General features: G+C 36.0%; 19 protein-coding genes. 11 read left to right on the top strand and 8 right to left on the bottom strand.

The genetic code is table 11. The features are described from left to right. Positions 1-201 precede the first annotated feature (201 nt). The 8 genes from xerA to ISU00_RS15240 all read left to right on the top strand — a co-directional run bounded on the left by xerA (position 202) and on the right by ISU00_RS15240 (position 6,881). On the top strand, positions 202-1,329 hold the full coding sequence (gene xerA / locus ISU00_RS15275) for a site-specific tyrosine recombinase/integron integrase (protein WP_228851538.1): 1,128 nt from the start codon (positions 202-204) through the stop codon (positions 1,327-1,329). 78 nt (positions 1,330-1,407) lie between these two features. Then, a complete protein-coding gene (locus ISU00_RS15270) occupies positions 1,408-1,809 on the top strand; it encodes a hypothetical protein (protein WP_228851537.1) in 402 nt (133 codons plus the stop codon). Between the two features lie 190 nt (positions 1,810-1,999). Beyond that, positions 2,000-2,551, top strand: coding sequence for a hypothetical protein (locus ISU00_RS15265; protein WP_228851536.1), 552 nt, complete (start codon positions 2,000-2,002; stop codon positions 2,549-2,551). 191 nt (positions 2,552-2,742) lie between these two features. Continuing rightward, entirely contained in the window at positions 2,743-3,924 is a 1,182-nt protein-coding gene (locus ISU00_RS15260) for a TlpA disulfide reductase family protein (protein WP_228851535.1), read from the top strand. A 165-nt stretch (positions 3,925-4,089) separates the two neighbouring features. Continuing rightward, complete coding sequence (locus tag ISU00_RS15255) at positions 4,090-4,698, top strand: hypothetical protein (RefSeq protein ID WP_228851534.1); 609 nt, start codon at positions 4,090-4,092, stop codon at positions 4,696-4,698. A 155-nt stretch (positions 4,699-4,853) separates the two neighbouring features. Beyond that, positions 4,854-5,390 carry a hypothetical protein gene (locus tag ISU00_RS15250; protein ID WP_228851533.1) on the top strand — a complete coding sequence of 179 codons (537 nt, stop codon included), beginning with the start codon at positions 4,854-4,856 and terminating at the stop codon, positions 5,388-5,390. Between the two features lie 151 nt (positions 5,391-5,541). Continuing rightward, positions 5,542-5,982, top strand: a complete 441-nt coding sequence (locus ISU00_RS15245; protein ID WP_228851532.1) for a hypothetical protein — start codon at positions 5,542-5,544, stop codon at positions 5,980-5,982. 170 nt (positions 5,983-6,152) lie between these two features. Further along, entirely contained in the window at positions 6,153-6,881 is a 729-nt protein-coding gene (locus tag ISU00_RS15240) for a YqjF family protein (RefSeq protein WP_228851531.1), read from the top strand. A 144-nt stretch (positions 6,882-7,025) separates the two neighbouring features. On the opposite strand, the gene ISU00_RS15235 is transcribed toward ISU00_RS15240, so the two are convergent. Next, positions 7,026-7,595, bottom strand: a complete 570-nt coding sequence (locus tag ISU00_RS15235; protein WP_228851530.1) for an antirestriction protein ArdA — start codon at positions 7,593-7,595, stop codon at positions 7,026-7,028. Between the two features lie 949 nt (positions 7,596-8,544). Here ISU00_RS15235 and ISU00_RS15230 point away from each other — a divergent pair. Further along, complete coding sequence (locus ISU00_RS15230; protein ID WP_228851529.1) at positions 8,545-8,868, top strand: single-stranded DNA-binding protein; 324 nt, start codon at positions 8,545-8,547, stop codon at positions 8,866-8,868. A 706-nt stretch (positions 8,869-9,574) separates the two neighbouring features. Here ISU00_RS15230 and ISU00_RS15225 read toward each other — a convergent pair. The 3 genes from ISU00_RS15225 to ISU00_RS15215 form a co-directional block, all read right to left on the bottom strand. Beyond that, positions 9,575-11,236: a tetratricopeptide repeat protein gene (locus ISU00_RS15225; protein WP_228851528.1), complete on the bottom strand. Its 1,662-nt coding sequence runs from the start codon at positions 11,234-11,236 to the stop codon at positions 9,575-9,577. A 73-nt stretch (positions 11,237-11,309) separates the two neighbouring features. Continuing rightward, positions 11,310-13,160 carry an adenylate/guanylate cyclase domain-containing protein gene (locus tag ISU00_RS15220; RefSeq protein WP_228851527.1) on the bottom strand — a complete coding sequence of 617 codons (1,851 nt, stop codon included), beginning with the start codon at positions 13,158-13,160 and terminating at the stop codon, positions 11,310-11,312. Positions 13,161-13,166: 6 nt separating this feature from the next. Beyond that, entirely contained in the window at positions 13,167-13,658 is a 492-nt protein-coding gene (locus ISU00_RS15215; protein WP_228851526.1) for a hypothetical protein, read from the bottom strand. A 245-nt stretch (positions 13,659-13,903) separates the two neighbouring features. Between ISU00_RS15215 and ISU00_RS15210 the strand changes: the two genes are divergently transcribed. After that, positions 13,904-14,572 carry an outer membrane beta-barrel protein gene (locus tag ISU00_RS15210; protein ID WP_228851525.1) on the top strand — a complete coding sequence of 223 codons (669 nt, stop codon included), beginning with the start codon at positions 13,904-13,906 and terminating at the stop codon, positions 14,570-14,572. Positions 14,573-14,628: 56 nt separating this feature from the next. On the opposite strand, the gene ISU00_RS15205 is transcribed toward ISU00_RS15210, so the two are convergent. The 4 genes from ISU00_RS15205 to ISU00_RS15190 all read right to left on the bottom strand — a co-directional run bounded on the left by ISU00_RS15205 (position 14,629) and on the right by ISU00_RS15190 (position 17,388). Then, positions 14,629-15,213, bottom strand: coding sequence for a hypothetical protein (locus ISU00_RS15205; RefSeq protein WP_228851524.1), 585 nt, complete (start codon positions 15,211-15,213; stop codon positions 14,629-14,631). 284 nt (positions 15,214-15,497) lie between these two features. Beyond that, a complete protein-coding gene (locus tag ISU00_RS15200; RefSeq protein ID WP_228851523.1) occupies positions 15,498-16,058 on the bottom strand; it encodes a DUF4251 domain-containing protein in 561 nt (186 codons plus the stop codon). A 273-nt stretch (positions 16,059-16,331) separates the two neighbouring features. After that, the gene (locus tag ISU00_RS15195) at positions 16,332-16,817 is read right to left on the bottom strand and encodes a hypothetical protein (protein ID WP_228851522.1); all 486 of its coding nucleotides are present in this window, start codon (positions 16,815-16,817) and stop codon (positions 16,332-16,334) included. Further along, complete coding sequence (locus ISU00_RS15190; protein ID WP_228851521.1) at positions 16,804-17,388, bottom strand: TlpA family protein disulfide reductase; 585 nt, start codon at positions 17,386-17,388, stop codon at positions 16,804-16,806. The genes ISU00_RS15195 and ISU00_RS15190 overlap by 14 nt, the downstream gene beginning before the upstream one ends. A 280-nt stretch (positions 17,389-17,668) precedes the next feature. Here ISU00_RS15190 and ISU00_RS15185 point away from each other — a divergent pair, with 280 nt between their 5' ends. Continuing rightward, positions 17,669-19,969 carry a S9 family peptidase gene (locus ISU00_RS15185; RefSeq protein ID WP_228851520.1) on the top strand — a complete coding sequence of 767 codons (2,301 nt, stop codon included), beginning with the start codon at positions 17,669-17,671 and terminating at the stop codon, positions 19,967-19,969. The last annotated feature ends 15 nt before the right edge of the window (positions 19,970-19,984 follow it).

Below are 19,984 nucleotides of genomic sequence, written 5' to 3'. Positions count from 1 at the left end.
TTCCTGAGGTAGGTCTCTGTAGGTTTGAAGCGGCTGTAGAACATTTAATATTAAATTGGATATTAGATAAATTGGGAAAACATCAGTTGCAATATACGTTTATCCGACAACAAACGTTTACAAACGACAACAAACGACTACAAGTATTTAATCTCCTCTCTTTGATGGAAGAAAGTATAAATTTATCCTACAAATTCAACTATGGCTTTCAACAACCATATCTCGCTCTCACATATTCTCATTAACGGCCAAAAGCACATTGGCCTTAAATTCAGGTATGATAGGAGGGTTCAGGCCTTGGTGAATTCACTTCCAGATGTGGCATGTAACGAGGATCTTGGCATGTTCCATCTTCCCAACAACAAGTCTAACCTCGATATCATCTTCAGGACCTTCAAAGGCATAGCTTGGGTTGATGGCAACATGTTTTTTGGGCAATCGAGATCAAGGGGACTTGATGATCCATTAGACCTTTCATGGCATGAAGCCAGATCAGATAGGAGACAAAGGTCTTGTCCTAAGGAATTTAAGGATAAACTAAGGCTTAAGAAATATTCCAACAATACGGCACGCAGCTACATCAATTGTTTTGAGAGGTTCATCAACCATTTTCCAGATAGGGAAATTGACGATCTGGATGAACGTGATGTACGTTCCTACATAGACCATATGATTGCCGAGCAGCAGAGCGACAGTTATATCAATCTTGCGATAAATAGCATCAAGTTCTATTATGAGACCGTTCAGGACATGCCCTACAGGTTCTATGCCATCGAGAGGCCAAGAAAAAGAAAGCGGTTGCCAAAGGTCCTCTCAAGGGGAGAGGTCTTACAGATCATTGACTGTACAAATAACCTGAAGCACCGATGTATCGTGTCGCTCCTTTACAGTAGTGGGCTAAGGAGGAGCGAGCTCCTTAACTTGGAGATTATTGACATAGAGAGTAAGAGGATGTTGGTACATATCAGGGATGCAAAGGGAAACAAGGACAGGTATACTATTTTGAGTGAAAAGGTCTTAAATGACCTAAGGGATTACTACCGCCAATGGAAACCAAAAAAGTATCTTTTTGAAGGCCCTAACAACCAAAGGTACAGCCCTAACAGTGTCCAGAAAATTGTTTCTCGTGCCGCCAATAAAGCTGGTATCTTGATTCATGTCACTCCACATATGCTGCGGCACAGTTTTGCTACACACCTATTGGAAAGTGGAACGGATCTTCGGTATATCCAAATGCTATTGGGACACAGTTCATCGAAAACTACGGAAATTTATACCCATGTTGCCACTTCCAGCTTTGAAATGATCAGAAATCCTTTAGATTTGTAGTATTGACAAATAAAAAATAACACCACCGGTGGTGTTATCCAATTGTTACCACACATTTGAGAAAAACGGCATGAGACGATGACTAAACCAAAAATCGGAAAATATATTCCAATCGGAATAATTATCTTATTCGGAATTTATCTGATTTGGGGAGTTTCTGACCGAAATGAAAAATTGACCGAACTTAAAACTTATTATACAGTTGGAAAAATAATTGACTATAAGAGAGGTGCGAAAGTTTCACCATCATGGACTTATGAATTTTATGACGGAGAAAAAATTAGAGAAGTAAGCCATTTTATGGATGATAATTTTTCTGGAAAATCTGACTCTGATTGGAAACCTTACATCGGAAAAAAGTTTTTTGTAAAATATAGTGCAATAAAACCATTATACAACGAAATTTATTTGGACAAACCTGCACCTGATAGTATAGTAAAATGTGACAAATGTAAATTTGAAAAAATACCGACTGAATAGTTTGATTTAAATTATGAATTGGAATAAAAAACGTGTGGTAACAACGTGTATAGCTCATTGCGGCTGAATTCCTAATCGGAATTCATTGCAATTTACTATCTTTCGGTTACGGCGGAAAATCATAGCTGATTTTCCGCAACGAGCCATACACAAACCGTTGTACAACATTTAAAACAAAGTTTACACAGAATTGAAAAACCTCAAACCTGACTTTACAATTAACGAAATTGGTAAACTTCAATTTTACAGTGGAATTTTAATAGGATTTGGATTTAGCTTAACTTTTAATAGCTTGTTTCGACTAGTTTCTAAAATATCTGACTTTGGAAATGTTATGGCCGAATCAAGTTGGAGCAGAATCCTTAATTATGAATTTTCATTTTACTATTTAACTTTAATTGGATTTACTTCCTTTGCTTTCGCCTTTTGTTTTACAACATATCTTTGGATGAGCAAACCATTTGCGAGAATAAAAAGGAAAAACTTAAAATTGAGATATGCCCAAGCTAACTCATTATGGATTTTGTTTGGAACGCTGATTTTCTTAACCAGAATGATTTGGTTTATTGGCGGAATCGAAATTTCAATCGAAAATGATTTTCCTTACTTGGGTTTTATGGTTCCGATTTTCATCTATTTCTATTGCTGGAATTTAATTTCAAATATTTATAAAAGTAATAGACCATTTATTTTGACAACTCTGATTTTTATAATTGGTGGATTTATATTGAGTGAAATTTAATAATAAAAAAACGTTGTACAACACCGTGTAAAAAACATTGCTTATTTTAGTTAAGCCGTTTGGTCGTTGCTTTGTTTGCTAGCTTCTGATTTTCCTTCGGAAAATCCTCGCACTCAAACACGCAACGTTCCTTACACAATCACGTTGGCAAACATTTGTTAGCACTCTGTAGTTATATAAAATACCTTGAAATGAAAAATAAATATTATACGATAATTCTACTTGGTTTGATTAATTTGATTTCCTGTAAGCAATCTAAATCAAATGAAAAAGGTTTTCGTCTAAAAGGAACAATAAATGGTTCAAACACCGAATATTTGGTTCTTGTTTACCAGGACACCTCTAATGCCTATGTTGTTGATACAATACCAGTTGTAGATAATTCTTTTACGACGAAAGGATCACTTATTAATCCCCAATTGGTCACAGTTATGAGTAATCTAACTGGGAGATATATGGAAGACCCTAACAGACTGCTGTTTTTCTTAGACCCAGGAGAAATAGAATTGGATTTGAAGGAAGGCGATTTTCCAAATGCTAAAATAGTGGGTTCAGATTCGCAGTTGGAAAAAATACAATTGGATAATATGGTAAATCCATATTATGATGAGATCCATATAATTCGAAATAAGCGACAGCCATTAATTGAAAAAAACAATCTAAATCCAAGTGATAGCCTTAAAACTGAAATAGAGCAGTTAAATAAACAGTGGGAAAAGAGGTTGGATCAGATTAAGAATACTTGGCTTAAGTATGCAATAGATCATCCCCATTCTTATTTAAGCGGATATACTGTTGATTTTTATAGAAAAACTCTTTCTAAGGACTCCTTGTCAAATTTATATTCGACGCTCGACCAAACTATTAAGGAATCCTCCTATGGATTACAGATTAAGGAGCAATTAGATTTGCACATCGTTAATTCTGGGGATGTAGCACCATCCTTTTCTTATGAAGATATAGAAGGTAATCCGATTAACTTAGAACAATTTAAAGGGAAAATGGTACTGTTAGACTTCGGAGCTTCTTGGTGTGTTCCATGTAAAAAAGAAATACCTGAGGTTAAAAGGATTTTTGATGACTACCACAGCAAGGGTTTGGAAATTATCAGTGTTTCATTTGACAAGGACAAAACTAGTTGGAAAGAGCAAGTAAAAAATGAAAACTTAGATTGGCACCATATTTATGAGGGAATGGAGAATGTAGGTATTAAAGGATCTATTTCGAAATCATATTATGTTCAGCCTATTCCAGCATACATCCTAATTGATGAAAAGGGCATTATTATTGACCGTTATCGGGGTGCTGATAAAAAAGATAAGAACTTAAATGATTTGGAAGACAAACTTAATTCATTATTAAATCCAGAGTGAATCTAATAAGAAAATAAAAACGTTTGCCAACACGGTATAAAATTAATTGCTGGGCCATTGCCTATTTGGAAAAATCCATTCAGATTTTTCCGCTTCTGGTTTGTTGCTAACTTAGGGCTTGCACACGCAGGTAACTTTATACAAACCGTTGCCACACATTAAAAAATGAAGACACTGACATACATTTTGACTGTCCTGCTATTAATTGGTTGTAGTAATTCAAGCAACAATGGAAAAGTGTCTGAAACCATTGAATCCGAATCACAGTCTTTAACTGATTCAACAGTTGAAGTTGAAGAAACTGAAAACGCAAATAATGAAATTGAGCAAATCGAATCAAGCAAATGTTCAGGGACTATAAGCGACTTCTTGAAACTTGAGCAACAAGACCTTCGAACAGACTTGTTCGCAAAAATTGATTCTATTCGAAAAGTTCAATATCCTGACAATGACCAAGAAACTTCAATAATGGTTGACTTGACAGCAGAGTATTTGACTCGATTCTTAAAGGATATTGATACGGATTCATTGACGCAAAATCAAGGATTTGAAAAAGAATACCATTTTGACATTGCACCTGAAGGGTTTACTGACCCAACGGGCTGTAAAGACAAAATCGCAGTCAGTTTTGACAACAAGGACTGTTCATTTAGGTTAAATATTTACAATACGTTTCTTGTTGAACCAAATTGGTGCACTGAATCAATGGTTGTTTATGGTTTCAAAATCAAAAACAGTAGAATCATTGACTTTTGGAGACAGGAAGCAGGATAAAAAATAAAAACGTGTGGCAACAAAAGCTAAAATTCAGGCTGGGTTTAGGCTAAGGTTAGGTTTGTGTTTTTCGGCTATCTTTGGTTTCGGCCGACAAGTTAGCGATGGTAAACACCGCCCGAAATTTTAGCCGGAACGTTGTACAACATTCAGATATGAATTTACTTAAAAAAATTACCTTAGGAATTTTAATTGTATTCTGTTTGATTATGGTTTGGGTTGTTTTCGAACTTAATGCTGAAGCCCGAGAGGAAGCAAAATTTTTGAATGTTGAAATTCCTGATAATATGAGTTTTGAAAAACCAGTTGAATTTCTGACCGATAATCAAATAGACTCCTTGGAATCAATGGATGTTAATCAAGAAAAAATTGTTGTAATTGGAAATGGTTATAATGGTTATGATTTTTATATGTGGCACAAACCAACTGAAAAAGGAGAAATCTATATTAAAGCTTTTGAATTAACACAAGATATTCAATTGTCGAGAGAAATATTAGCTAAACGGACTAAAAACGAAGTTAAAGATTTGAGTGGTGATTATAAATTATTCAAAGGAACTTCAGTAATATATGAAGGAACTTTTTCAAATTTTTATCCGACTCGATTTGAATTATGGTTTAAATCTAAAAGTTCAGGAATTGAAGAAAAGCTGACTGATAAAAATTATCTTATTGATGGATGGGATAGGTAGAACGTTGTACAACATCGGTTAACGAGCAAATAGCGGCAGACCATTTAAAATGACATTTTTAACTACCTTTAAAACAATAATTTAACCGGACAAATTCACGTTCCCAACTCCGCTACTTGCGTTAACCGGTGACGTTGTAGCACATTAAAAAATGAAAATCTTAACCTACATATCTTCATTGTTTCTTGGCGGATTTGTATATCTGCTTTTTGCCGCATATATGACAGGTTCGGCTGGTTTAAATTCAGCTAATCCATTAATTAGTGTAGCATTTGCAATCTTAATTTTTGGATTTTTAAGTTGGTTTCACTTTTTCAAACCGAAAACAGGGGCTTTATTATTAACAATTGCCTTTGTTGTAATGTACTTAACTTGGCCTGTCCATTTACTTATAGAATATTTTTTAGAAAATGGCTATAAACCTGAATTAATTGAAATTATTCCCCCAATACTCCTTGGTTTTTCGACTATTTTTCTGGCCTGGAAAAGTAAAAATTCGGATTTAAATAAATGGTTAAAACTAGCTTTAGCAATTCCTCCAACAATCTTGGGTTTTTATGTTGGCGGTTACATGGCTTATCAAATGATATAAAAACAAAAATAAACGTGCTACAACACGGTGTAAACCCAATTGCTGGGCCACCGTTAATCGGAAATTCCGTTGGAATTTCCTCACATCCGGCCTTGTTTACTATCTTAGTGCAAAACCTACGCAACTAGGTTTTACACGAACCGTTGTAATGCATTTAAACCTAACTTAGAATGAGCTTTTTATTAGCAGAATGGAGAAAATTAGCTTTGGCAAATTATATTGTCGATAAGGAGATTTTGGAGAAATATGTTCCATTCGGAACTGAATTGGACTTATGGAATGGCAACTGTTACGTCAGCCTCGTCGGGTTTATGTTCAAAAACACAAAACTATTAGGAATAAAAGTTCCATACCACATTAATTTTGAGGAAGTGAATTTGAGGTTTTATGTCAAGAGATTTGAAAAGGGAGAATGGAAACGCGGTGTAGTTTTTATTAAAGAGATTGTACCAAAAAGAGCTCTGACTTTTGTGGCAAACACGGTATATAAAGAAAACTATGAAACGATGCCGATGAACCATTTTTGGGAAGAGGATAATTCAAGTCGGACTGTTGAGTACAACTGGACAAAAAATGGCCACAAGAATTCTTTCCGTATTAAGGCAACTCAGGATGAGTTCGATTTGATTCCAGATAGTGAAACAGAGTTCATAACTGAGCATTATTATGGCTATGCTAAAATCAATGAAAGGAAATCAAACGAATACGAAGTAAGACACCCGAGATGGTCGATTTACAAAGTGTTGGACTATAATATCGACGTGGATTTTGGTGAGGTTTACGGCAAAGATTTTGACTTTTTGTCTTCCAAAAATCCTGATTCAGTAATGTTGGCCGAGGGTTCGGAAATTTCAGTGGAACATAAAAAAACAATAAAAACGCATTACAACACGGTATAAAATTAATTGCTAGGTTATTGCTTATTTGGAAAAATCCATTCGGATTTTTCCTCTCATGGTTTGTTTGCTAACTTAGGGCTTGCACACGCAACTAACTTTATACAATCCGTTGTGCATAAAAAAAGGGCCTAATTGGCCCTTAGATCACTCCCTTAATACTAGATATTCATTTCCTTCGCTATCGGCAAAATCAATCAGGCATTGATCCTCAAACCTGTCATAATCGACGGTTAGAAAATCATTCTGTCTCTCGATGGTTTCAACGTCTGGATATAGTTCATGGAATATATAATATACTGCATCGGTCTTAGGTCCTGAATATTCCCATAAAATTACATCCTCAAAACTCTCAAGGGCGTCACTGAATGAAGCCCCTTGCCATTCCATGAGGTATTCGACCTTAGCCCGATCATAGGATTCCAAATGCATCCAATGGAAGATGCTTTCAAAGGTGCTCCCGCACTCGCAATAGAGCTGTTCAGGGAAACCTTCGTAATCGGTGACCATGATTTCCTCCCTAATGGATCCGAAATCGTCCAAAGGGCTCCTTTGGTCCGCATCTTTAAAATGCTCTCTTATGTAGTGGTTCAATTCTTCTATATCGCTGAATTCGTCCAGATCGACCCAGTGGCCAAATTCAAATTGTGTGCCTGCGTTGTAGCTAGCGTAATCGGTCAAAAAAATTCGTGGTGTAACTTGCGTTTCTGTGTTCATAATGATTTGGTTTTAGTGGTTCTTGGTTTTTCCGCCAACCCTGTCAACTTTTTTATTCAACAATGGGTTGTCGGTTTTAACTTTCTATTTTTTTGTTGTTCAGTACCCGATAGAGTTATCGGTTCCTATTTCGTTCGGGATTCAAGATGTCAAAGAGCGTTTTTCATTCACGCAATCGGGAGTTCGGATCAACTTTCTGAATCCTCGTTTAAAAAATTGCAGCGACTGACGAGATATAAAGAGGCCATTGAAGGGCGTGAGTAATCGAACCAGGGCCAACAAGTGGAGCAAAGCGGAATGCAGTGAAGCGGAGCGGAGGGAGTTTGCCCTAGAGAGATGTCTGACGAGCGTCCAAGGATGATCACCGATTTTATGCTCTCGGCTATCGGTGTAATTTTTAGAGGTTTGATGAAGGAAAGTGATACGGAGTTCCGATAGTGAATTATGGGAAAAACGGCCTTTACGATTGGAGCATGAGCGTATTAGGATTGTACCGATACTATCTGAGTAGGAACGGTGAACAAAAAAGAACGCTGAAGGCGTTCAAGATCCAGTGGAACATTTTTTGCCACAAAAATGATTGGAGTAGGGGACCAACCCATCCAATTTCAACCATAAAAAACCTTCCACGTGGGCTAGTAACTACACGTGGTAATAGTCCGACTGTCGGACTTTTTGACTTTTATTAAAAGTCTAGTTTATAGTAGATTACAATCCTAGTACTGGCGGTACAGAACGAAATGTTAAAAAGTGTTAAAATGTATGTATTTTCGTGATTAGCTCAAATGAACCAAAAGTGAACATTATCGACACAAAATGCGCTTTTTTACGTTTTCTGCGGAAAAATGCTTTTAAGGTTTAAAATTTCGTTTTAAACTTGCAGCAACAAACAACGTTCTTTGAAATCTTATACGTGAGTAGGTTTTGGGTTTAATTATTCAAAACACAAATGAAACAAATCACTATAATTGGAAATTTAGGCGCAGATGCCGACTTAGTATTAGAGAACAATTCCTACAGGTTACAGATCAAAGTTGCCGTAACGGAGAAATACGAAAACTCCCAAGGGGCGACCGTTGAAAAAACCGACTGGTTCATGGTCTTTAAGAATTACAAAAATGAGCCTAAAAAACTCATGCATCACCTGACAAAGGGTGCTCGGGTATTCGTTCAGGGAAAACCAAGTTTTACGCTGAATACCCACAATGACAAACAGTACCTTAATTTGTCGATATCCTGCCAGATTCTCCAATTGTTAACCTTTAATGATTAATCTAAAAACCACTTATATTATGGAATTACTTTCAACTGCTTTATTGCTGATGTTTGCCATTAACGCTCTGTTATTGGTCGCAATGAAAAAACTATGGGACAAACATGAAATGCTCGTAGCGAACTTTATGCGCCACAGGGATAAACTATTCGTCGATACCGAATCAAACAGATCCAAGATCTTCAAACTTCATACCCGTAACCAACAGAACGAGATCAGGCTTAACAACATCGAATCACATTTAAAGAGGTGCAACAAGATGCATTCAATGGCATCTTAGCAGAAATCTTTCCATATCGCAAATTTGTTCTATAATTTACCTTATCCAAATTACAGATTACTGCCTAAATGTTTTATTATAAACTGTTTGGGTAATTTTTTTGGATAGTTTTGGCGAAAAGTCCTAAACATTTCCAGAGTTTCTCTGGGAAGCCATTTTATACGGATCTACCATAATGCATGAACACCTATGAAACATAGGGTTTTCAAGCGGTTTTCTTTAAACAATTGGTTGATAGCTATTTAGGGATTTTCGTTATTATTTTGTTCTATAATTTACGTTATGTAAAATAGAAATATGAAGAATTCTCCTGATCTCAATCTTTTCCCCCTCTATAATTCGCTTATTTAAGAAAATAGTAATCCAAAGTCCATATATTGGATTATTAGAAAACCTGATTTTGAGATTAGGTTTTTAAATGCTGCCCTAGGGTTCTAAAAATGTTTTGGCTTCCAAAAGTTCTGGCCGTTGGCTGTTGTATGCCTGTCCTAAATCCAACAACTGCTGAAAATACATTTTTGCGGTTTCTAAATCGTTTAACATGCTTGCTGTTTTAGCTGCGCCATAAAGACCATTAAAACGTTGAGGATGTTGGTTTAAATTGTCCAAATACGCGCTGTGCGCCAATTCAATATTTCCATTTTCCATATAAAGATCTGCCAATAGCTCCGCTGCTGGGATCAATTCCCCAGGTGTTACCGGATGTTTTTGAGTATTGTTTTCCATATCTTTTGCTTCTTGCATACGTTGAATAGCACTATCAATAGAGCCTTTTCTAAATAACATCCAAGCTTCTAAATTGGCGATTTCAATGGCTACTTGGTCTGCCAGATAATTGTTTTCTGCCTTTTGTAAGTCTCTATGCGCCGTTTTTATCGCTTTTAACTCCTGCTCTGCCTCTTCAATCAATCCTAGGCGGATCGCGCCATAACCTTTTGTAAAATAATAAAGCGAACGTTCCCAAGGAAATTGTTCCCAAGGAATCGCAATCTCTGGCAGTTCCAACTGTGCGGCTCCCTCCCAGTCCTTATTTTCCAAAGCGATGCGCCCAGGAATGGCTGCTATGGCATAAGCACATTTAAAATTCACCGGAAACACCGAATAAAAGGTTTTTAAATAATCATATTGCTCTGCAGCCTTGTCATTTGCTCCCAATTGTAAATAGGCATAGACCAAATAGTCCATACCGTGTAATTCTTCGTCCCAATGTGCAGTCGCACCCAAAGCCTCAGCATAACATAGTGCCGCTTCGGTAGATTTTAGGTTAGAGGCAATGGCTTCCTCCCAAAGTCCCAAGCGTGTAAATATGTGCGATGGCATATGCTGTGCATGGGCTGATGCCGGTGCTATTTTGGCATATTCCCTAGCGGTTGGCAAGGCTTTTTCAGCTAATTCAGGATAATCGTAATTATGGATTAAATAATGCGCTATCCCAGGATGGTTGGGCGCCGAGGGAAAAATAGATTTCAAAATTTTACCCGATTTCAATTGATTTTTAAAAGTTTTGTCGGAAGGATTGGCTATAGCCCTTAAAGCTAAAGCATAAAATATTGCAGCTTCTTTATCTTCGGGATAGGTTTCGTAAACAGACCTCATTCCCTCTTCAAATAAATAAATTCGTTGCTTATGAGGAACGGTTTGCCAATCCTTATAAAAAGCGCCGATGGCATTGATATAAGCGCGTTCCCGATCAGTTGTTTTTAATTCGGTCGTAGCTTCAATTAAACGGTTACCTTTTATTAAATGCGCGTTGCCAGCCTGCATCCACAGACTATGGAAATTGCACATGGCAATACCCCAAAACGCTATTGCACAATTAGGATCCACTTCCAATACCTTAGCAAAGGCTTTTTCGGCTTCTGTATATTCAAAAGAATGCAATAAGGAAAGTCCTAAATTGAACATTTCACTACTTTCTGTAGTACAGCTGGTCGCAAAATCGACGGTACCGAAATCGCCACTTCCGCACAATAGAATATCGCCATTAAGTACTTCCAAAGAACTAAACGTAATGACTTTAGGTTGTTTTTTACAGCTATAAAGATTTAAAAGGATGAGGCTTGCAATAAGGATGTGTACGTTTTTCATGCTAAAGAGAAACTATAATTTTTATGTTTCCCCTTGATGGAGCAACGATTGCCCTACCCGAAGAAACGATTCGTTAGGTGGTATCCGATTGGTGGTTTACCAAGGAAGGTTCTGGTTCCGTTATATAACCGTTTACAAAATACATTTTTAAGGAGCCTTTGTTCTTCACTTCAATTTTTCCTCGGTAGTTACAATGGAATTTATCCTTTACCAATGCATGCGTATCTTCAGAAATGTTGATTCTGCCATCTTCCGAATAGGTTTCCATGCGTGCTGCAGTGTTAACGGTGTCGCCCCAAATATCGTAGGCAAACTTTTTACGACCTACTACCCCTGCCACAACCTGACCAGAATGTATGCCCACCCTGACTTCAAAACGTGGATGGTTATCAGGATTGTTGGTTTTTGCAAATTCAACAAATTCCACAATCTCCATCGCTGCTTTAACAATGCGCTCTGCGTGGTCTTCACGTTCAAAAGGCAAACCAGATGCACACATATACGCATCGCCTATGGTTTTAATTTTTTCCAACTCGTATTTATCGATAATGGCATCGAATTTTGAAAAATAAAAGTCTACCGTTTTTACCAAGTCTTCTGGAGATAGATGTTCAGAATGCAATGTAAAACCCTTAAAATCAGTAAATAAGACACTTACATTATCAAAACGTTTAGCAGCTACCCTGCCTTTATCTTTTAATTCCTTGGCAGTTTCTGCAGGTAAAATATTGAGTAACAGATTATCCGATCTGGATTTTTCGCGCTCTATAATTGCTGAAGTGCTTCTGATAAATTTATTTCGCCTAAATAATCCTATGGCGAGGGCGAGCATCAGTGCTACGACAATAACACTTGCCATAATAACAATGTTTTTTGTTCGTCTCTGTTCAGCAACTTCAATTTGCTTTTGTGAAACTTCAAAATCCGTACGCATATTTGCTATTTCATTCATAGCTTTTAGATTGGTAATGCTGTCCCTATTGGTCACATAGTTTTTAAAATAGGGCAATGCCTTGCCATTTTCACCTATTCCTTCGTATAATTCAGACAATTTTAAATTGGCATCACTCATTTCTTTGATCAAGCCATATTGCTCGGCTAAGGCCAAACTTCGTTCGGCAAATATGAATGCCATGTCATAATTTTCCTGTTTAGAATAAATATTGGCCATTTCCAAAAGAAACGCAGATGCCGCATAAAAATCTTTATTCTTTTCCAGGGAAGTAACCGCTTGGTTAATCGTAGAAAGACCGAGACTGTCTTTCCCTTCAGCAGCGTATATGATGCCAAAATTACCTTGGATGTATGGTAAAGGGGTATCTATCTGTAATTCTTGGAAGAGATTTTGGGCTTTGTTCAGAAGCTCATAGGCCTCTGAATAATCCCCTCTTTTAACCTTGTAGTCACCATAATTATAATAAGACGTCGCCAAAGTATTTTTATCATCGGAATTTTGGAGAATCTCAATCCCTTTGTTGTAATACAAATCCGCATATTTAGGATTGCCAATATCCTTATATGTGCTCGCTATGGCAATATCTATTGCTCCTTTGGAGGTATTCTTTTGGTTTACATCTTCTAATTTGTCAGCCTCCTCATTGGCAGTGAAATAAGCCTCAAGTGCCTGAGGTAGATTCCCCTTTCGTTCCAACCAATATCCTTTGCGTAAATAACCCTGCATTATATAATAGGAAGAGCCTTTCTCGGTAGCCTTTTCAATTAAAAGGTTGCTATATTCCAATCCATTTTCGGGATTGGTATGATTTACCGCAATGACGTTCAATAACTCCAAACTGTTTTCAGTTTGAGGATTGGCGTGGTAAATCTGAGAAAGGCTATCAGCCGTGTTTTGATTCTGGGCCATTAAATTGATACCACCTAAAAAAAGAAGGAGTATTAGTAACTTGTGGAGAACATCTCTCATCAGCGATTATTTAGGAACTAAAGGTAATTGTGGATCAATCTGATAAAGTTTAGGGTTTGAACCATCCCCATTGCTTATTATAAACTGGATGTTATAATAAAATATTTGTCCTACGGTTCCTTTAACCACTTTTGCACTTATTTCATTATCACTGTCAGAATAAAGCGGGTTTTCAGGAAAAAAGGTAAAATCTGGATCTTTAGATGTGACACTGTATAAACGTAGTTGGTAAGGTTCATCTTCTCCATTAGGATCATTTTTTGCAATTAGCCAAGACATTTTTTTCCCTTTAAAAACATCGGACTGGAAATTTTTTTTAGAATGTCCGTACCCTGAAATACTTATGCCATTATTGATGGAACTTAAATTATCAAGGTCTTGCGCCCCAGGTTCCCCTTGAATGTTATAAAGTTCATGTACTTTAATAGTTAGTACAGTTGGTGAATAGCCAACAATAAAATCCTTATTGACTGTAATTTCTTGATTAGATTGTCCCATGATCGTTTTATTATAGATTAGCAATGAGGTTGTTATGAGGTAATATGGGGATAAGCGCTAAGAAAAATAGCCTTAAATGGGAGAAATTAATAGTTCTAATTTAACAAATTAATTTTGATTCGTTGGATTTCAAGTCTGTAGTTTAAGATTAGATTAAGAATTTAATTACAAAAATTAATGTATTCTAAGGCATTATTTTTTCAAAAAGGGCAATGAACCCCTACTCTTTATCGTTTATTTATGGCATGAAAAAGAAAATTTGGTTTGTAGGGGTCTTATTATTTTGCTACTCAATTTCGGCACAGACAAAACAGAACCTTGGAGTGGTATTTGGCATTACCCATTTTCAATCTAATACGGATGCCTTTGAAACGGAATCCGTTACCGGAATAACTTTTGGAGTAAATGCCAATTTCATTTATTCTCCCAGATCTGAGCTGAATATAGGCTTAAGATACAACCGTCATTTACTTGATTTTAAAGGAACAGCGTCTGAAAATGAAAAGGTTTTCACTGAACAAGTAAGGCTTAATCTTAAGCAATTTGAAGTTCCCATAACATATACCTATAATATAGTAAGTCGACAAAAATTTAAATTGGGTTTAAATGCAGGAGTTTCTGGAAACTTTTTTTATGAATACCGTTTGCATGAGGATGATCAGGAACATTACTATTTAGCTCCCAATGGTATTGATGTGAACAATTTGTTTTTTGGAACAAAAGATGATAAGGTCGGATTTAATCTTTTTTTAGTTGGCGGATTAAGTTTTCGTTTTTGGGAGAAAATTCAGTTTACTTTTAGATATCACGATGGACTTTTTAATCCTTATAGACAGGCTACACCCGAAAACCCATTATCTGATTATGAAGCTAAAGACCATTACTTTTCGTCGACTTTTACATTTTTTCTATAATAAAAAAGGTATCCAAAATGGATACCTTTAGATTAAGGAGGATTGGGGGATCGTCCTTATTTCGTAGGCATAATTTGTCCACAAGCCACAGGAAGTGTGCCCCAGTATTCTCCGTCTATGGTCATACCATGTAGAACAATTGCATTATTTTGTAGCGGTCTTGCATCCTTTGGAATGGTAAACGTATTCATATAGTCGATGTTCCCATTTTCATCAGCCATTGGAAAATCTGTTAATGAAATCAACACACCACCATAAAATGGAATACCTTCTACAAGAGAGACAATACCATCCATATCGGTATCGGCACTTTCATCTGGGCAGGTGGCATTTCTATTAGTATCAGAAAAACCGTGGATGTGTTGTGCATGGGTTTGATTTGCTTCAAGTCCATGTGCCATAATGTGTACAGTTAATTGAGTGCCATCGATCATTAGTTTGGCCATACCAGTTACTCCTGAATTATTTAATTCCCCAAAATAAACTTCATATTCAAATACATTTTTAGCCTTGTGGACATCTGAGGAAGCCGTTGCAGACAACAGGGAAGCTTCTGTAGCGGGCTCATCTTTAGAGCAACCTGTGATTGTGATTAGGGTTAACCCTAAAAATAGTAATGAGAATCGTTTGAATAATGTCATAATAAATTATTTAATGATTAATAGTTTATTATACTTACGAAGCTTTATCAGAAAGGTTTGGTTTTGTAATAAAAAAGTTGTTCGGAGATAACTTTTATCAATTAATTTAAGGAGCTAGGTCCGCTAAATGTCTTTAAGATAATTGTTTGTAGTGAGATTAAAAGCCGGAATACTTGATAATGAGGTATTGAGGAAGCAATAATTTTTCTGCATTAAAGAAATAAATAAGGGATTAACTTAAATTAATCCCTTGGGTAAGCATTCTATTTTAATTTCTCTAAGATCTATTCATTTGCTGCTTCTAATAACGAGGCCGTACCATCGTAGCGAATGGTATTTCTTTGGTTGCTATAGATGCTTATAGTAGAATTTAGGTTTGGAAACAGTCTTATGTTTACATTGAAAGATTCAGTGTTATTATTAATGGAAAATTTAATGTTGTAATGGCCTTTCTTTTCGTTCTTTTCAATTTTCATATCCTTTGCCAATCCATTAAATTTTATTCCGCCATCTGAACTGTTATATCCCCCACCTGCTTGTCGTTCTCCATAATATGGCAGATCAGCTGAAATAGAATCCCCCATAAACTTTAGGTAATTAGCATTTCCAATAAGGTTAATACGGCCAATGTTAGTACCAACTGGTAATAAGCCACTGTTCCCTACCCTATTCATGGCATTGGTTACTGTGGGCATGGCCCAATCACATTCAATTTTAAATTCTTTGCTTTCAAGCAATTCTTCAACGGTTGGTTTTTGCGCCTTTCGTTTCATTCCATCAGATGGAATCCAACTTAAAAGAAACGCCGAGATTAATACCAAAATACTTAAAATCTTTATGTTCATAGCATTGTGTTTTAGGTATCAAATTACTGCAAAAATCTTGCCGTATAAATTTATTAATATTCTTCGTTCTTAGGCCTTTGGTTTTTTGTATTTATGTAAGGATTATAGGAGGAAAAAATAAAGGGAGGATCAGTTGAACCTCCCTTTAATGCGTAATTTAAGTTATACGCCCTTTGGATAAAACATTACAGTGCAAAGTTAATCTGGCGAATATGTTAGAATTGTTCGATTAATTTAGAAATTAACCCGATTGAATTTTTTACCAATCGATGTTTAAAGTTGATTTAAACCAGAAGCCTTTTGTTTAATGTGATTTAGATCTAACTTAAAATAAAGCGTTCTAGGAAAAAAGCATTTTGCTTTATCGCAAGTCTGATAATTTAAACTTCCGCCAATTACATTTTCGTTTTCTTCGTCCATTAGATTTAGATTGATAATTACCTTAAAGGCATCATAAATTCCTTCAAAACCATTATGGGCAATTGATTTCTCATCAAATTCAAAATTGGTATCAGTAATGCTGAATGCTTTGGATCGGTTAATGGTTAATTCGGTGGGTATAAATTGTGGATTTGATGGGTTTGGTAATTGAATATGGTACCCATCTTTAATGGTAAAGGGAAGTCTTAATTCTAAAGAATTGTTAGATATAAGAATCACTTCTACCCTATCCATATCGAAAGAAACAAATTGGTCAGTTTCCTTTGGCGTACAGGATAAAATTAAAATGACAAATATGTAAAGTTTAAGGCAACGCATCCAATATTTCCTTAATATGGATTAGTTCTGAGTCAAAATTTTTAGTATCCAACAGACTCATAAATCGCATGTTCCCTTCCCGATCTATTACAATATTAGACGCGAGCATCACTTCATCCCGTTTAAGTTCTGGGAGCACTTCTTTAGGTGCAAAGCTGGCAGCCACTGACCCATCAAGATCCAGTAAAACGGGAAATGTGAGTCCGAATTGGTCCACCAGCTTTTCCTCCACCAATTCTTTGGATTCCTTTACATCGATTATTACAACTTGTACCTCTTTATTGGTTTCAGCCAAAGATTGTAAGTGAGGCGCCTCAGCATTGCAATAGGGACACCAAGTTGTAGCGATATGAAGTACAACTTTTTTTCCCCGAAATTCACTCAAGGAATATTGATTTCCATCAACTGCTGTAAGAGAGAAATTAGGAGCAGGAATACTTTGTTTAATGTCAATAATTGAAATATCAGAACCTGAAGCTCCGGAGTGTTTACTGCTTTCTTTACAACCTAATAATAGTAAGATAATCAGGCATATGGCAGTGAGATTTTTAATATGAAATAAGGTTTTCATTTTTAGATGGATTAGATTTTTAAATATTAATAAAACCATACCAAAAACATAAGCACCAATAAAACAATAAGTTACGGTTTTTTGGAAGCTGATGTGATTTACGAAAAATCGTAAAATGCGAGAATATCGTAACTCAATTTACGAAATATAGAATTGTTTTATATAATTAATTATGAGAATGTTAGAATAAAATTTCACGAAAAAAACCTTTATTATTTTGTAACATTACAGGAGAATAGCGGACCAATGTGGTAATACATAATTATAAAAATCAACTCACATGACAAATCGTATTATTGGGCTACTTTTAATAATCATTTTAGGTAGCTTCACCCCTTCATTGGCGCAATCTATTGAAGGAACTTGGAAAGGAGATCTAGAAGTTCAAGGAATGAAGATTCCATTAGCTTTTAATTTTTCAACAGAAGGAGAATCGCTTATTGCAACTATAGATAGTCCTTCCCAAGGCGCTACTGGAATTCCTACGGACGAAGCCATTATGATTGGTGATTCTGTTTCCGTTAAAGCTAGTAAATTGGGAATTCACTTCACCGCAAAAGTGGGTGATGAAAAAATGGAAGGGACGTTTAATCAAGGTGCAGTAAGCGTGCCATTGATTTTAATTAAATCGGAAAAAACAATTCCGGGAGATCCTTCTTTACCTTCTACTGAAGAGGAATTAAAGCAATTGGCCAATTGGGATAAAAAAACCTATAAGTACGGAGTTGCTGATTTTTTTGCAAGGCCTAAAGCAAGATCCTTCAGATTTTCTCCAGACGGCAAATATCTCTCCTACAGAGAAAAGGATGAAAATTCTAAGAATCATATTTATGTTAAAAATCTAGAAACTGGAGATGTAAATAGGGCTATTGAGGAAAAGGAAGAATTGATTAGAGGATACTTTTGGGCGAATAATGGCCGTCTTCTTTATACAATGGATAAAGGAGGTAATGAAAATTATCAATTGTTTGCAGTAAATATTGATGGTTCGGGTTTAAAAGCTCTAACGCCCTACGACAATGTAAGAACCTCGATCGTGGAAGAGTTGAAAGAGGATAAAGATCATGTATTAATTACCATGAATAAAAATAACCCCCAAATTTTTGAACCATATAAAATAAACATTAATACTGGTGATTTGGAGCAATTGTATGCCAATGATGATGCTCAAAACCCAATAATGAATTATTTGTTCGATAAGGATGGAAAATTGAGAGGTTTTGCACGTTTAAAAGACGGTGTAAATATATTGTTCTACTATTCAAAGGATGGTTCTAATTTCGAAGTTTTGAAAGATTTGAATTGGAAAGATTCTTTTGGAGTAATGAGCTTTAATTATGCTACAGAGTATCCCCATGATGCTTATGTGCTTACTAATCTTACGAATGATAAGGCAGAGATTGTTCTTTACGATATTGCCCAAGATAAAGTGATTAAATCCTTGTTTTCTAATAAAAATTATGATGTTGGTGGTATGCATTTGTCTCGAAAACGTAATTATGAGTTAGACTACTTCAGTTATGAAGGTGATAAGCAAACGATTGTACCGGTTAGTAATACCTATAAAAAATTGCATAAAAAAATTACAGATAAGTTTCCAGGTTACAATTATTCAGTTGCTGATGCCACAGACGATGAAAGTAAACTGTTGATTTTTGTGCAAAGTGATAAGCTATATGGCACATACTATTCCTATGATGTGAATTCCGATCAGTTTGAGGTGTTATACAATTTAATGCCACAACTAAAAGAGGAAGATATGGCCGAAATGAAACCGATTACCTTTACCTCTCGTGATGGTAAAACACTTCACGGGTATATTACACTGCCTAAGGAAGCGATTAATGGAAAAAAGGTGCCGTTAATTGTTAATCCCCATGGTGGACCACAGGGAATTAGGGATTCTTGGGGATTTAATCCTGAAACCCAACTTTTTGCTAGTAGAGGATATGCAACTTTGCAGGTGAATTTTAGAATTTCTGGAGGCTATGGTCGTGAATTTTTAGAATCCGGTTTCAAACAAATAGGAAGAAAAGCCATGGATGACGTGGAAGATGGTGTTAAATATGTAATTGAACAAGGCTGGGTTGATAAGGACAATGTAGCAATTTATGGCGGTAGCCATGGAGGATATGCAGTTTTAAGAGGGTTAACCAAAACACCAGATTTATATAAATGTGGTGTAGACTACGTGGGTGTTTCAAACATATTTACATTCATGAACACCATTCCCGCCTACTGGAAACCCTACTTATCAATAATTAAAGAAATATGGTATGATGAAAGTATTCCTGAGGAAAAAGAAATTATGACTGAAGTTTCACCAGTATTCAATATCGATAAAATAAAGGCCCCTTTGTTTGTTGCCCAAGGAGCAAATGACCCTAGAGTAAACATCGATGAATCAGATCAAATAGTGAAAGCTTTAAGAGCTAAGGGTTTTGATGTGCCTTATATGGTTAAGTACGATGAAGGCCACGGATTCGGGAAAGAAGAAAATTCATTGGATTTATATAGATCGATGATGGGCTTCTTTGCTAAACATTTTTCAGAACCATTTCCAAACTCGTTTAAAGACTAGATAATATAAAGGCTC

The sequence above is a fragment of the Aegicerativicinus sediminis genome, assembly GCF_015476115.1.
GTDB lineage: Bacteria > Bacteroidota > Bacteroidia > Flavobacteriales > Flavobacteriaceae > Aegicerativicinus > Aegicerativicinus sediminis.
The sequence above is the reverse complement of the archived record's forward strand: the minus strand, read 5'-3'. Positions and strand labels throughout refer to the sequence as shown.

Coding starts and splice junctions, on each gene's coding strand:
- xerA (WP_228851538.1), top strand. CDS start 202: ATGGCTTTCAACAACCATATCTCGCTCTCACATATTCTCATTAACGGC.
- ISU00_RS15270 (WP_228851537.1), top strand. CDS start 1,408: ATGACTAAACCAAAAATCGGAAAATATATTCCAATCGGAATAATTATC.
- ISU00_RS15260 (WP_228851535.1), top strand. CDS start 2,743: ATGAAAAATAAATATTATACGATAATTCTACTTGGTTTGATTAATTTG.
- ISU00_RS15255 (WP_228851534.1), top strand. CDS start 4,090: ATGAAGACACTGACATACATTTTGACTGTCCTGCTATTAATTGGTTGT.
- ISU00_RS15250 (WP_228851533.1), top strand. CDS start 4,854: ATGAATTTACTTAAAAAAATTACCTTAGGAATTTTAATTGTATTCTGT.
- ISU00_RS15245 (WP_228851532.1), top strand. CDS start 5,542: ATGAAAATCTTAACCTACATATCTTCATTGTTTCTTGGCGGATTTGTA.
- ISU00_RS15240 (WP_228851531.1), top strand. CDS start 6,153: ATGAGCTTTTTATTAGCAGAATGGAGAAAATTAGCTTTGGCAAATTAT.
- ISU00_RS15235 (WP_228851530.1), bottom strand. CDS start 7,595: ATGAACACAGAAACGCAAGTTACACCACGAATTTTTTTGACCGATTAC.
- ISU00_RS15230 (WP_228851529.1), top strand. CDS start 8,545: ATGAAACAAATCACTATAATTGGAAATTTAGGCGCAGATGCCGACTTA.
- ISU00_RS15225 (WP_228851528.1), bottom strand. CDS start 11,236: ATGAAAAACGTACACATCCTTATTGCAAGCCTCATCCTTTTAAATCTT.
- ISU00_RS15220 (WP_228851527.1), bottom strand. CDS start 13,160: ATGAGAGATGTTCTCCACAAGTTACTAATACTCCTTCTTTTTTTAGGT.
- ISU00_RS15215 (WP_228851526.1), bottom strand. CDS start 13,658: ATGGGACAATCTAATCAAGAAATTACAGTCAATAAGGATTTTATTGTT.
- ISU00_RS15210 (WP_228851525.1), top strand. CDS start 13,904: ATGAAAAAGAAAATTTGGTTTGTAGGGGTCTTATTATTTTGCTACTCA.
- ISU00_RS15205 (WP_228851524.1), bottom strand. CDS start 15,213: ATGACATTATTCAAACGATTCTCATTACTATTTTTAGGGTTAACCCTA.
- ISU00_RS15200 (WP_228851523.1), bottom strand. CDS start 16,058: ATGAACATAAAGATTTTAAGTATTTTGGTATTAATCTCGGCGTTTCTT.
- ISU00_RS15195 (WP_228851522.1), bottom strand. CDS start 16,817: ATGCGTTGCCTTAAACTTTACATATTTGTCATTTTAATTTTATCCTGT.
- ISU00_RS15190 (WP_228851521.1), bottom strand. CDS start 17,388: ATGAAAACCTTATTTCATATTAAAAATCTCACTGCCATATGCCTGATT.
- ISU00_RS15185 (WP_228851520.1), top strand. CDS start 17,669: ATGACAAATCGTATTATTGGGCTACTTTTAATAATCATTTTAGGTAGC.